Consider the following 12,580-nt stretch of genomic DNA (forward strand, 5'->3'; position numbering starts at 1 on the left):
CCATGACCGTCGACCGCCTGCCGCTTCCCGAGTGCATCACCGGCCCCCGGATGATCGTCCTGCTGGACCGCCGCAACGACGACGACGGCGATGACGACGCCCGCTTCGCCCAGCTCGTCCCCGTCCTCGAGGTGATGGTGCAGGAGGGGCTGACCACCTTCGCGCTGGAACCGGCCGACCTCGTCCTGCTGGGGCAGTTGCGCGAGATCTTCACCGAACGCGCCAACTTCGGGGCCTACGACGTGCTCAGCGCCGACGGGGCCCACTCTGCGCTGGCCCACGGCCCCGAGTTCATCCTGGCCAACGGGGACGACGCGGAGATCGTCCGGGTCGGGACCGAGGCCGGCGTGGCCACCCTGTCGGCGGCGTTGACCCCGAACGAGGTCCGCCAGGGCTGGGACCTGGGGTCGTCCGCGGTGCAGGTGCTGCCCGCCGACCTGCTCGGCAGCTCCTACCCCGAGGCGCTGAAGAAGCTGGTGCCGGGCATCTCGTTCATTCCCCGCGGCAACCTCGGCGGCTGGTCGATGGGGCGCTGGTTCGAGGCCGGTGCGATCGCCTGCGTGGCCGACAGCCCCCTGCTCGGCGACGCACTGAAGCATGGCAACCTGAGCCACCTGCGAGACCGCTGCCGCACCTACCTCGACGTGGTGCCCAAGCCGAAGGCGGACAGCGACAAGTCGTGACCCGGGACGCCCGGGGCGGACTGAGAGCCTTGCTGAGAGCGGACTGAGCCGACCAGGCCTCGGACGGGTTCCCGCACGCGTGCTTTACAGATAGCATGACTGTGTTGCTGAGGAAACTTCAGCGCGCGTTTGGGTTTTCCTGAGAAAAACCCTAAACTCTTCTCAGAGAACACCGACGCACCGCGTCGCCTCCCAACCGTAAGGCTCTTGTTATGACACAGCCCGGACGCAGGTTCGCCCCGGAGACTGACGACCTCGCCGTGCCGGCCCGTCGGGCCGCCCGAGGCATGGTCGAGACCGACGAGGTGGAACAGGTCGACCACGTTGACGACTCCATCGCCCCCTTCCGCCGCAGGCGGGCCGCTCTGGTGCTGGCCCCGATGCTGGTGCTGGGCCTGGCCGGTACCGCCTTCGCGCTGAACCCCGAGCCCGAGCCGCTGCAGGCTGCCCCCGCTGCCGCCGCCGCTGCGCCGAGCCGCGACACCAACCAGAACAACCGCAACGCCGATCGTCCCTCGATCACCGCGAGCTCGCTGCCGGCCACCACCTCGGTGGCCCCCACCACCAGCGCCGCCCCCACCACGACGGCCGCGCCCACGACCACGGCTGCCGCGACCACCACGGCCGCGCCGACCACGACCGCAGCACCCACCACCACTGCGGCGCCGACGACCGAGCAGGCCAAGCCGGTCACCGCTGCGCTGGGTGAGGTCAGCGGCACCCGCTACACCACCACCGGCGCGAACGTGCGCTCGCAGGCCAGCACCTCGTCGGCCGTGGTCACCTCGCTGGTCGCCGGGTCCAAGGTGAGCATCACCAGCGTCAGCCTCAACGGCTTCACCCAGATCAGCCTGAACGGGAAGGCCGCCTACATCAGCAGCGGCCTGCTGACCAAGACCGCGCCGGCCACCACCTCGTCCAGCTCGTCCTCGTCGTCGTCCTCGTCGGGTGGCAGCAACGGGGGCAGCAGCAGTGGCGGACTGAACTACGCCGCCTGCAGCAAGGTCTCCGGCATCGAGGGTGGGCTGACTGCCAATGCCCGCAACGTTGCCCGCGCCATCTGCAACAACTTCCCCGGCGTCAGCAGCTTCGGCGGCTACCGCAACTCCGCCGACGCCCATGGTGCCGGCCGCGCGGTCGATGCCATGATCAGCGGCCCCGCCGGCTGGGAGATTGCGAACTGGCTGCGCGCCAACGCCTCGTCCCTGGGGGTGACTGAGGTCATCTACCAGCAGAAGATCTGGACGACCCAGCGCTCCGGTGAGGGCTGGCGCTCGATGTCGGACCGTGGTTCGGCCACCGCCAACCACTACGACCACGTTCACGTGACCGTGCGCTGAGCCAGGCTCACCACGCAGGCGGGGCGGTCCTCGGGGCCGCCCCGTTCTGCCTGCCGGGCGGTTCAGGTCGGACGAAGGCCCCCGCGGACCAGTGCGCATGCAAACCTTGCGCCAGTGCAAGGAATGCGGCTCGTCCGGACCAGCGCGCGTGTAAACCTTGCGCCAGTGCAAGGAATGCGGCTCGTCCAAACCAGCGGGGGCGCATTCGTTGCGCTGCTGCAAGGTCTGCAGGTCCGACGATCCGGCTGCGCATTACGTTGGGCACCTGAAGCCCCACCGGCCCCATGCCTTCACTAGGGTGGTGCCATGACTGCTCCGGTTGATGCCACGTCCACTGCCGCCTGGTCAGAGCTGACCAACCTCGCCGACAGCCTGCAGCCCGACTTGCGGGCCTGGTTCGCCGACGATCCCGAGCGCGCCGAGCGCTTCTCGATCACCGCTGGTGACCTGTTCGCCGACCTGTCGAAGAACTGGATCACCGACGAGGTGCGCGATGCCCTGGTCAAGCTCGGTGACGAGGTCGGCCTGCCCGAACGCCGCGACGCCATGTACCGCGGCGACAAGATCAATGTCACCGAGAACCGGTCGGTGCTGCACACCGCACTGCGCCTGCCCCGCGACAAGAAGCTCGTGGTCGACGGCCAGGACGTCGTCGCCGACGTGCACGACACCCTGCAGAAGGTCTACGCCTTCGCCGACAAGGTCCGCGCCGGCGCCTGGACCGGGGTCACCGGCAAGCCGATCACCCACGTGGTCAACATCGGCATCGGCGGCTCCGACCTGGGGCCGGTGATGGTCTACGAGGCGCTGCTGCCCTACAAGACCGATGCCCTCGACTGCCGCTTCGTGTCCAACATCGACCCCAACGACCTGGCCGAGAAGGTCGGTGACCTCGACCCCGAGACCACCTTGTTCATCGTGGCCTCGAAGACCTTCACCACCCTCGAGACGCTGACCAACGCGCGGATGGCCCGGACATGGCTGCTCGACACCCTCGAGCACCAGGGCGCCATCGATGGGTCGGACGAGAAGCGTTCCGAGGCCGTGGCCGCACACTTCGTGGCCGTGTCCACCGCGCTGGAGCGGGTGGCGGAGTTCGGCATCGACCCCCAGAACGCGTTCGGCTTCTGGGACTGGGTCGGTGGGCGATACTCGGTCGACTCGGCGGTGGGTACGGCCGTCGTCATCGCCATCGGCCCGGAGAACTTCGAGGACATGCTCGAGGGCTTCCATGCCATGGACGAGCACTTCCGCACCGCGCCGCTGGCCGAGAACCTGCCGGCCATGATGGGCCTGCTGAACATCTGGTACGTGAACTTCCACGATGCCCACAGCCACGCGGTGCTGCCCTACGCGCAGTACCTGCACCGCTTCGCGGCCTACCTGCAGCAGCTGACCATGGAGTCCAACGGCAAGTCGGTCCGCTCCGACGGCACCCCGGTGACCAGTGGGACCGGTGAGATCTTCTGGGGTGAGCCCGGCACCAACGGCCAGCACGCCTTCTACCAGCTGATCCACCAGGGCACCCGGCTGATTCCCTCGGACTTCATCGCCGTGGCCACCCCCACGCACCCGCTTCAGGACGGCGAGACCGACGTCCACGAGTTGTTCCTGTCGAACTTCTTCGCCCAGACCGCTGCGCTTGCCTTCGGCAAGACCGCGGACGAAGTGCGCGCCGAGGGCACCCCCGAGCCGATCGTCCCGGCGCGGGTGTTCGAGGGCAACAAGCCGACCACCTCGATCATGGCGCCGGCCCTGACCCCCGCGGTCGTCGGCCAGCTGATCGCCCTGTACGAACACATCACCTTCGTGCAGGGCGTCGTCTGGGGCATCGACTCGTTCGACCAGTGGGGCGTGGAACTCGGCAAGAAGCTCGCCCTCGAGATCGCCCCCGCGGTCCAGGGCGACGAGGACGTGCTGAACACCCAGGACTCCTCCACCCAGCAGCTCGTCCGCTACTACCGCAAGAATCGCGTGTGACCAGACTCAGCTGAGCCGCTCTGGTTTTGGCCGCGCCGTCCGAGCGGAGCGAGGACAGACATACTTGGTTCATGGCTCGACGCATCCGCACCTGGTTGATCGTGGGTGTGTTGGTGCTGGTGGTGGGGGTGCTGGCGCCGACGGGGATCGTCTGGGTGCTCGCCTCCAATGACACTTTCGAGGCAGTGGACGAGGTGCCCCAGCGCGATGTGACCATCGTGCTGGGGGCCGGGGTGCGCCCATCGGGTGAACCGTCGGCCTACCTGAAGGGGCGCCTCGACCTGGCGGCCGACCTCTACGACGCGGGGCGGACGAAGGTGCTGCTGCTCTCGGGTGGGTCGGCCGACTACTACAACGAGCCCGAGGCGATGCAGCGCTACCTGGTCAACCAGCGCGGCATCCCGGCCGAGCACCTGGTGCTCGACCCGTACGGGGCCGACACCTACACCTCGTGCGTGCGAGCCAAGAAGGTCTTCGGCGTGAACTCCGCGATCGTGGTCACCCAGCGCTACCACCTCAACCGTTCGGTGGCGACCTGCCAGATCGCCGGCATTGATGTCGACGGCATCGGCGACGTCAGCGTGGGCACTGACTCCGGCACCTGGCGCTACGGCGTGGTGCGTGAACTCGGCGCCAACATCAAGATGGCCTGGGACTTCACCCGCCGCCGTCAGCCGGCGGTGATGGGGCCGGCGGACGATGCCGTCGCGGTGGCGCTGGCCAACCGCTGAGCCGTTCGTCCGCCCGACCCCCGGAACCCCCGACCCCCGGAACCCCCGACCCCCGGAACCCCCGACCCCCGGAACCCCCGACCCCCGACCCCCGGAACCCCGAACCCCGGCCCCCGAACCCGATCCCTCAGTCGCGGGCGAACAGGTCGCGGGTGTAGACCTTCTCCGCGACATCGCGCAGCTCGTCCGAGGGACGATTGGCGATGATCACATCGGCGCGGGCCTTGAAATCGGCCAGGTCGCGGACCACCTCGGAGTGGAAGAACTCCGCATCGGCCAGGGTCGGCTCGTAGACGATGACCGGCACCCCCTTGGCCTTGATCCGCTTCATGATGCCCTGCACCGAGGACGAGCGGAAGTTGTCCGAGCCGGCTTTCATCGTCAACCGGTACACCCCGACCACCTCGGGGTTGCGGGCCAACACGTCACTGGCGATGAAGTCCTTGCGGGTGCTGTTGGAGTCGACCACCGCCTGGATCAACGTCTGCGGCACCTGGTCGTAGTTGGCCAGCAACTGCTTGGTGTCCTTGGGCAGGCAGTACCCGCCGTAGCCGAACGAGGGGTTGTTGTAGTGGCCGCCGATCCGCGGGTCGAGGCTGACCCCGTCGATGATCTGCTGGGTGTCCAGCCCGCGCGCAGCGGCATAGGTGTCGAGCTCGTTGAAGTAGGCCACCCGCAGCGCCAGGTAGGTGTTGGCGAACAGCTTGATGGCCTCGGCCTCGGTCGAACCGGTGAACAGCACCGGGGTGTCCTCGTCCAGCGAACCCTCGCGCAGCAGCTCGGCGAAGCGCTCGGCTGTCGCGCTGGACCCGCCGACGACGATCCGTGACGGGTGCAGGTTGTCATACAGGGCCTTGCCCTCGCGCAGGAACTCCGGCGAGAACAGGATGTCCAGGTCGGGGTACTGCTGGCGCAGGCCGTCGGTGTAGCCCACCGGCACCGTCGACTTGATCACCACCGTCGTGCCAGGCGCCAACCGGCTGACGGCCTCGACGACCGTGTCGACGCTGGAGGTGTCGAAATGGTTGAGCACCTCGTCGTAGTTGGTGGGCGTCGCGACGATCACGTAGTCAGCGCCGGGGTAGGCCTGCTCGCCGTCGGTGGTGGCGACCAGGTTGAGCTCACGGGTGGCCAGGTAGTCCTCGAGTTCGGCATCGACGATCGGGGCGCGGCGCTGGTTGACCAGGTCGACCCGCTGGGGGTTGATGTCGACGGCGTGCACCTCGTGGTGCTGGGCAAGGATGACGGCATTGGCCAGACCCACGTAACCGAGGCCTGCGACGGCGATCTTCATGGGTTCAGGGTAGCGACCGGGCCGAGGCCCCACCGGGGACGACCGCCGCACCCCGCCCACGGACCCCCGATTGGCCGATCTCTGGCAGGTTCTCGCCCGCCGGACTAGCGTTGAGGTATGCCCACTCCAGTTTCCGCCGTGGGACCGACCACGCTGCATCGTTACACAGTGCGGCCTCGACACGTCGAGGACTGGCACTCACAGTTCATCCAGGCCGTGGGGGTGCGCCAGCGCCACGGATTCACCACCCACCGCGTGTTCGTCGAGACAGATGCCGAACCGAAGGTGACCTGGATCTACTCCCACCCCGACCCCACCACCGCCGAGCAGAACCTGCACGCCGACCCTCGTTACACCGAGGTCGCCGAGGCACTCGCGCCCCACGTGTTCAAGAACTGCCTGATTCGCGATGTCGACATCGAGGCCCTCACCCACGCCGCCCCCGGTGAGCTGGAGGGCCAGGACGGACGCATCGCCATCATGCGTCGCTACACCATCGTGGGCGACTGGGACGAGTTCCTGGGCCTGTGGCGCCGCATCGTCCCCCTGAGGGAACGCCACGGGTTCCGCTGCCTGTTCGCCGCCGTCGACCGGGAACACCACACCTTCACCTGGGCGATCGACTTTCAGGGCACCTGGGAGGAGTTCCCCGCAGGCCAACGCGACTACTACTGCGACCCCGACCGCAAGGAACTGCGCCGGGTGTTCGACTACATGGCCGACTACAGCCTGCACCCGGCCCGCATGATGATCTGACCGCCGCACCAATGACACGGGCCCCCGGGACTGCTCCCGGGGGCCGGTCTGTGCGTGGTGGGTTCCGACGGGGCGGACGAACGGCTCAGCCCCTCGTCCCGCTCAGCCGGTCGTCCGGCTCAGTGGTCGACCAGCGGGTTGCCGCCCTGGCGGTTGCCCTTGTCCAGCCCGCTCAGCAGATCGACCTGTTCGGTCGACAGCTCGGTGCCGAAGACGGCGAAGTTCTCCTCGATGCGGCTGGGGGTGACCGACTTGGGGATCACGATGTTGCCGATCTGCAGGTGCCAGCGGATGATCACCTGCGCCGGGCTCAGCCCGGTCTGCTCGGCCACCTGGACCACCTCGGGCAGGTCGAGGTCACTGGGGGCGTGCTGGTTGCCCAGGGGGCTCCAGGCCTCGGTGGCGATGCCGCGGCGTTCGTGCTCGGCGCGCAGGTCGGCCCGGTTGAACGAGGGGTGCACCTCGATCTGGTTCAGGCTCGGGGTGGTGCCGTCGAGCCTGTCGAGGTGCTCGGGGTTGAAGTTGGACACCCCGATGCTGCGGGTCAGGCCCTCGGCCTTGAACTGCTGCAGCGAGTCCCACGCCTCGATGTAGGCATCACCGTGCTTGACAACGGCCGGCCAGTGGATCAGGTACAGGTCGAGGTGGTCGACACCCAGCTTGGTGAGGGTCTCCTCGATGGCCTGGCGGGCATCGTCCTTGTGGTGCTTGTCGTTCCACAGCTTCGAGGTGATGAAGATCTCGTCACGCGGCACCCCAGACTCGGCGACGGCCTTGCCGACACCGGCCTCGTTGCCGTAGACCGCGGCGGTGTCGATGTGGCGGTAGCCGACCTCGAGCGCCTTCAGCACCGGCGCGACGACCTGGTCGTCCTTGACCCGCCAGACGCCGTAGCCGAGCTGGGGAATCCGGACACCATCGTTGAGGGTGATCTGGGGAACAGTCATGGGCAGGAGCCTTTCGTGGATGGTGCGACAGGTTCGTCGCAGGACCGCACCCCAGCCTAGGCGCAGCCGTCCGGGAGCAGAAGTTGGTCCAGCCTCGGATGGTGGAAGAATGGCAGCCATGTCTTCGCAGTCCCTGCCGGCCTCGTCGCTGCCGGCCCAGCTCACCGAACGCGTCCAGGCTGTCGTCGGGGTCGATCCCGAGATGCGTCCGGCGACCAAGCCGCAGTTCGGCCACTTCCAGTCGAACGTGGCCCTGCGCCTGGCCAAGTCCGAGGGCCGGCCCCCGCGGGAGGTGGCCGCCGACCTGGTCGCCCGCCTCGAGCTGGACGACCTGTGCGAGCCGCTCGAGGTGGCCGGCCCCGGGTTCATCAACTTCCGGATCAAGTCCGAGGTGCTCGCCGCGACCGCCGAGGCGCTGCTGGCTGACGACAACGACGGCATCGTCCCCACCGACGCACCGCAGCGGGTGGTGATCGACTACTCCGCACCGAACGTGGCCAAGCAGATGCACGTCGGCCACCTGCGCACCACGATCATCGGCGACTGCTTCAACCGGGTGCTGGGTGCGCTCGGCCACACGGTGATCCCGCAGAACCACATCGGTGACTGGGGCACCCAGTTCGGCATGCTCATCGAACAGGTCCACGATGAGGGCATCGACGCCGGCGCGCTGACGCTGGACGAGGCCGACGCGCTCTACAAGCGGGCCGCTGCCCGGTTCCGTGCCGACGAGGAGTTCGCCTCCCGCGCGCGGGCGCGGGTGGCGCTGTTCCAGGGCGGCGACGAGGAGTCGCTGGCGGTCTGGCGCCAACTGGTCGAGATCAGCAAGCCCGCCTTCAACGAGGCCTACCGGCGCCTCGGGGTGCTGCTCACCGATGACGACCTGGCCGGGGAGTCGACCTACAACGACGACCTGCCGGTGCTGGTCGACGAGCTCGAGCAGTCGGGGGTGGCGGTGGTCGACGACGGCGCGCTGTGCGTGTTCGTCGACGGGTTCGACGCGCCGCTGATCGTGCGCAAGTCCGACGGTGGTTATGGCTATGCCACCACCGACCTGGCCGCGATCCGGCGCCGGGTGGGCACCCTGCACGCCGACCGCATCATCTACGTCACCGACGTGCGCCAGGGCGGCCACTTCGCGCAGGTCTTCGCCGCCGCCCGCAAGGCGGGGTTCCTCCCCGATGACGTGGCGGCCGAGCACGTCGGCTACGGCATGGTGCTCGGCACCGACGGCAAGCCCTTCAAGACGCGCGACGGGTCGGCGGCGACGCTCTCGTCCCTGCTCGATGCCGCCGAAGAGGTCGCCGCACCGAACATTGCGCTGGCCGCGATCAAGTACGCCGACCTGTCGAACGGGCTGCAGAAGGACTACACCTTCGACGTCGAGCGGATGGTGCAGACCACCGGCGACACCGGCCCCTACCTGCAGTACGCTCACGCGCGGATCAGCCAGATCCTGCGCAAGGCCGAGGCCGAGGGCCTCGCGGGTGGGGCGATCACCGTGTTGGACGAGCCGGCTGAGCAGCAGCTGGCGTTGCTGCTGTCCCGCTTCGGTGAGGTGGTCAGTGAGGTCGGTGATGCGCTGACCCCGCACAAGCTGTGCGGTTACCTCTACGACCTGGCCGGCGCGTACTCGAGCTTCTACGAACAGTGCCCGGTGCTGCGCAGCGAGGGCGAGGTGCGCAGCTCACGGCTGGCGCTGTGCCGCGCCACCCAGAAGGTGCTGGCCCGCGGCCTGTACCTGCTCGGCATCGACGCCCCCGAACGCATGTGACGCTCGCCCGGTGACCCGGACGAGGCGAGCTGCCTCGTCCGGGTCGTCGCGGGTTACTTCTTGGACTTGCCGTTCTTCTTCTTGGGCTCGTCCTTGGCGACCGAAGCGTAGTTCTCCAGGATCTGTGGGGCCTGGTCGGGGTGCTCGAGCCGGTCGGCGGCCAGCCAGGCGGCGCCGATGATCCCGGCCCGGTTGCGCAGCTTGGCGGGCACCATCGGGGTCTTCAGCTGCAGGTTCGGCATGAACTTCTCGTGGTCCTTGCTGACCCCGCCGCCGACCACGAACAGGTCGGGCCAGAACAGCATCTCGACGAACTCGTAGTAGCGCTGCAGCCGCACCGCCCATTCCTTGTAGCTCATGCCCTCACGGTCCTTGACGGAGCTGGCTGCGCGGGACTCGGCGTCATGGCCGTCGATCTCGAGGTGGCCGAGTTCGGTGTTGGGCACCAGCTGGCCGTCGAGGATCAGCGCCGACCCGATGCCGGTGCCGAGCGTGGTCAGGATCACCAGGCCGGTGATGCCCTTGGCGGCGCCGTAGTGCACCTCGGCGACACCGGCGGCGTCGGCGTCATTGACCAGGGTGATCGGGCGGCCGAGCTGGTCGGCGAAGAACTCGTCGGCCTGCAGCCCCTTCCATTCCTGGTCGAGGTTGGCGATGAACGGCACCTTGCCGTGCACCACCGGCGCCGGGATGGTCAGGCCGATCGGCCCGTCCCCGATGGTGTCGCCGAAGTGGTCGATGATCTCGGCCACCACCTTGGCCACATTCTTGGGGGTGGACTTGGACGGGGTGTCGATCCGCAACCGGTCAGCTGCGAAGTCACCCACCTCGAGGTCAACCGGAGCACCCTTGATCCCGGAACCACCGACGTCAATGCCGAGTACGTGTGTCATGGCGTTCAGCCTAGGACAGAGCAGGTGGCGGTGGGAACTCGCCTCCCCAGGGTGCCGGGGCCGGGGCGGGCGGTGGTGGGGCTCCCGGTGGCGGCATCGACGGTGACGCCGGCTCGGGGCGGGTGCTCAGGCTTCGTCCGGTCGCTGCGCGGCGCTCCCGGGCGGCGCGGGCCAGCCCGGGTTGGGTGTCGACCACGCGTCGGGCGTCGGCGGGGTCGAGGTGGGCGAAGCGCATCCGCACCGGCCCGTGGACCAGGTCGATGTCGACCGAGGCCAGCCGCAGCCTGCGGTCGAGCGGGCCCTGGTGCAGCAGCACCGACTGGGCGCGGGCGTGGTCGATCACGTTGAACTCCTGGCCCAGCCAGCCCCGGCGGCTCACGGCGAGCTGGTCGGTCAGTGCCCAGCCGGCCAGCTTCCGGCCGCCCCACAGGAACCACTTGGCCCGCACGGGAACCGGGTTCAGGGCGATGTCGTGCAGGTTGAGGCCGGGCCAGACGGTGTCGATCACCGCCATCGCCTCGTCCCAAGTGCCGATGGCCAGCGCGACGTCGCTGGAGTCGCTGTCCTCGTCCATCGCGCCGCCCTTGCCGAGCACGGTCATGCGCACCCGCCACCAGCCGAACGGGCGCCACAGCATGCCCTGCTCGAGGCGGAACCCCTGGATGCGGTCGAAGGGGGTGTTGCTGGTGGTCAGGTCGGTCATGCCGTGGCTGATGCGCAGGCCCTCGCCGTCGGTCTCGACGCGGAATCGCCACTCCTTGATGACCCGGTTGAGGATGTAGCCGCCGATCGGCAGCAGCAGGACCAGGCCGTAGCCGAGCCCGATGATGCCGTCGGTGAGCTGGTGGACCAGGCCGAACACGGCGAACCCGACCAGGGTCGCCAGGAACTCACCCGAGGTGATCGCGGCGATGATCAGTGCGCGCGGTGCGACCTGGACGACCAGGTGCCGCGGTGCCTCGGTGTCTGCCAGCCCGTCGCCACCGTGGTGGAGTTCGTGGCTGAGGCGCTGCCGGGCCGTCGGTGCCGGGGTGCGCGCGGGTGCCGGCCAGGGGGCGGCTGCGCCGGTGGCGTCAGCGGCGGGCTGGGGGAGTGGGAGCTCCGGTCCCCGCTTGGCCTGCACGGCCCGGCGCAGCAGGTCGTGGCGCAGGTTCTCGGCCTGCTGGCGCTTCAGGAAGCTGATCTTGGCCCCGCCGTCACCGCCGACGTCGATGGACAGTCGGCACAGGCCCAGCAGGCGGGCCGCCAGCGGCTGGTTGATCTCGACCGACTGGATGCGCCGGTACAGCAACCGCTTGGTCTCGTGGACGATCAGCTTGGTCTCGATGGTCAGCCCGTCGTCGTCGAGGCGGTGCCGGGTGGCATACCAGCTGAACCACGACAACACGACCGAGCCGAGCAGCACGACGCCGCCGATGCCCAGGTAAATCACCAGTGACCCGAGATTCTGGACGGCCTGCAGGCTGCCGTGCTCGAGCAGGTCACGAATGACGAAGAAGGCGACGGCCACCAGCGCGATCCACGACGAGACCAGCGGGCTGAGCGGGTGGGTGCGCCAGCCCGGGTCGGCAAGCGGCTGCTGGACGGTGCTACCGGCCGGCGGTGCTGCTGGCGTGACGGATTCATCCGGGTTGGTGGGGGTGGGGAAGCCGGTCACAGGCCGGCCGCCTGCGCCTCACCCAACCGGGACAGGTCCTCGCGCAGTCGGGCGGCCTCCTGGGCGTTGACCCCGGGGATGACGGCGGTGGTCGAGGCGGTGACCATCCGCACGCTGGCCAGGCCGTAGCGCCGCAGCAGCGGGCCGGCGTTGATCTCGACGACCTGCATGCGGCCGTAGGGCACCACCAGCAGCTGCTTGAACCAGCGTCCGTGGGTGACGTAGAGGTCGGTGTCGCGCTGCGCGTAGGCCCAGCTCCGGGCCAGTCGGCGCGAGACCCACAGCCGCCAACCGATCAGCAGCACCCAGAAGACGGCGACCAGGACCAGCGCCCACCAGGGCGCGAAGATCGCCACCGGGATGATCGAGGCGACCGCGAAGGGGGGCCAGCCGAGCAGCACCGAGATGGTCTCGACCTTGACCAGGTCGGGGGAGACCCGCACCCACTGTTCGGTCGGGGGCGCGAACAACTCGTGGGTGGGCAGCCCATGGGCCTGGTCGAGGGTCATGGGATAGAACCTACCC

The 12,580-nt window shown here is 68.8% G+C and carries 11 protein-coding genes; 6 read left to right on the forward strand and 5 right to left on the reverse strand.

The window, feature by feature from the left end; translation table 11 throughout:
- Positions 1-2: 2 nt before the first annotated feature.
- The 4 genes from ACQE3C_RS13675 to ACQE3C_RS13690 all read left to right on the forward strand — a co-directional run bounded on the left by ACQE3C_RS13675 (position 3) and on the right by ACQE3C_RS13690 (position 4,734).
- Complete coding sequence (locus ACQE3C_RS13675) at positions 3-683, forward strand: bifunctional 4-hydroxy-2-oxoglutarate aldolase/2-dehydro-3-deoxy-phosphogluconate aldolase (RefSeq protein ID WP_434539703.1); 681 nt, start codon at positions 3-5, stop codon at positions 681-683.
- Positions 684-895: 212 nt separating this feature from the next.
- Positions 896-2,023 (forward strand): SH3 domain-containing protein, encoded by a 1,128-nt coding sequence (locus ACQE3C_RS13680; RefSeq protein ID WP_434539704.1) that lies wholly within the window; start codon positions 896-898, stop codon positions 2,021-2,023.
- Positions 2,024-2,329: 306 nt separating this feature from the next.
- Positions 2,330-4,003, forward strand: a complete 1,674-nt coding sequence (gene pgi / locus ACQE3C_RS13685; protein ID WP_434539705.1) for a glucose-6-phosphate isomerase — start codon at positions 2,330-2,332, stop codon at positions 4,001-4,003.
- 71 nt (positions 4,004-4,074) lie between these two features.
- Positions 4,075-4,734: a SanA/YdcF family protein gene (locus ACQE3C_RS13690; protein WP_434539706.1), complete on the forward strand. Its 660-nt coding sequence runs from the start codon at positions 4,075-4,077 to the stop codon at positions 4,732-4,734.
- A gap of 127 nt (positions 4,735-4,861) precedes the next feature.
- On the opposite strand, the gene ACQE3C_RS13695 is transcribed toward ACQE3C_RS13690, so the two are convergent.
- Entirely contained in the window at positions 4,862-6,028 is a 1,167-nt protein-coding gene (locus ACQE3C_RS13695; RefSeq protein WP_434539707.1) for a nucleotide sugar dehydrogenase, read from the reverse strand.
- A 168-nt stretch (positions 6,029-6,196) separates the two neighbouring features.
- Here ACQE3C_RS13695 and ACQE3C_RS13700 point away from each other — a divergent pair, with 168 nt between their 5' ends.
- Positions 6,197-6,784 (forward strand): hypothetical protein, encoded by a 588-nt coding sequence (locus tag ACQE3C_RS13700; RefSeq protein WP_434539708.1) that lies wholly within the window; start codon positions 6,197-6,199, stop codon positions 6,782-6,784.
- Positions 6,785-6,903: 119 nt separating this feature from the next.
- Here ACQE3C_RS13700 and ACQE3C_RS13705 read toward each other — a convergent pair whose 3' ends face one another.
- On the reverse strand, positions 6,904-7,731 hold the full coding sequence (locus ACQE3C_RS13705) for an aldo/keto reductase (RefSeq protein ID WP_434539709.1): 828 nt from the start codon (positions 7,729-7,731) through the stop codon (positions 6,904-6,906).
- Positions 7,732-7,840: 109 nt separating this feature from the next.
- Here ACQE3C_RS13705 and argS point away from each other — a divergent pair, with 109 nt between their 5' ends.
- Complete coding sequence (gene argS / locus ACQE3C_RS13710) at positions 7,841-9,505, forward strand: arginine--tRNA ligase (RefSeq protein ID WP_434539710.1); 1,665 nt, start codon at positions 7,841-7,843, stop codon at positions 9,503-9,505.
- Positions 9,506-9,558: 53 nt separating this feature from the next.
- On the opposite strand, the gene ppgK is transcribed toward argS, so the two are convergent.
- Genes ppgK through ACQE3C_RS13725 form a run of 3 tightly spaced genes read right to left on the reverse strand, consistent with a single transcriptional unit; the run spans position 9,559 to position 12,564 of the window.
- Entirely contained in the window at positions 9,559-10,422 is an 864-nt protein-coding gene (gene ppgK / locus ACQE3C_RS13715) for a polyphosphate--glucose phosphotransferase (RefSeq protein ID WP_434539736.1), read from the reverse strand.
- Complete coding sequence (locus tag ACQE3C_RS13720; RefSeq protein ID WP_434539711.1) at positions 10,409-12,055, reverse strand: PH domain-containing protein; 1,647 nt, start codon at positions 12,053-12,055, stop codon at positions 10,409-10,411. The genes ppgK and ACQE3C_RS13720 overlap by 14 nt, the downstream gene beginning before the upstream one ends.
- Positions 12,052-12,564 carry a PH domain-containing protein gene (locus ACQE3C_RS13725; RefSeq protein ID WP_434539712.1) on the reverse strand — a complete coding sequence of 171 codons (513 nt, stop codon included), beginning with the start codon at positions 12,562-12,564 and terminating at the stop codon, positions 12,052-12,054. Before ACQE3C_RS13725 ends, ACQE3C_RS13720 begins: the two co-directional genes overlap by 4 nt.
- Between the last annotated feature and the right edge of the window lie 16 nt (positions 12,565-12,580).

Origin of the sequence: Aestuariimicrobium sp. Y1814, assembly GCF_050113895.1 — a bacterium.
In the GTDB taxonomy this organism is placed as follows: domain Bacteria; phylum Actinomycetota; class Actinomycetes; order Propionibacteriales; family Propionibacteriaceae; genus Aestuariimicrobium.

Excerpts from the sequence above, each read along its gene's own strand:
- ACQE3C_RS13675 (WP_434539703.1), top strand. The coding sequence starts at position 3 with ATGACCGTCGACCGCCTGCCGCTTCCCGAGTGCATCACCGGCCCCCGG.
- ACQE3C_RS13680 (WP_434539704.1), top strand. The coding sequence starts at position 896 with ATGACACAGCCCGGACGCAGGTTCGCCCCGGAGACTGACGACCTCGCC.
- pgi (WP_434539705.1), top strand. The coding sequence starts at position 2,330 with ATGACTGCTCCGGTTGATGCCACGTCCACTGCCGCCTGGTCAGAGCTG.
- ACQE3C_RS13690 (WP_434539706.1), top strand. The coding sequence starts at position 4,075 with ATGGCTCGACGCATCCGCACCTGGTTGATCGTGGGTGTGTTGGTGCTG.
- ACQE3C_RS13695 (WP_434539707.1), bottom strand. The coding sequence starts at position 6,028 with ATGAAGATCGCCGTCGCAGGCCTCGGTTACGTGGGTCTGGCCAATGCC.
- ACQE3C_RS13705 (WP_434539709.1), bottom strand. The coding sequence starts at position 7,731 with ATGACTGTTCCCCAGATCACCCTCAACGATGGTGTCCGGATTCCCCAG.
- argS (WP_434539710.1), top strand. The coding sequence starts at position 7,841 with ATGGCAGCCATGTCTTCGCAGTCCCTGCCGGCCTCGTCGCTGCCGGCC.
- ACQE3C_RS13725 (WP_434539712.1), bottom strand. The coding sequence starts at position 12,564 with ATGACCCTCGACCAGGCCCATGGGCTGCCCACCCACGAGTTGTTCGCG.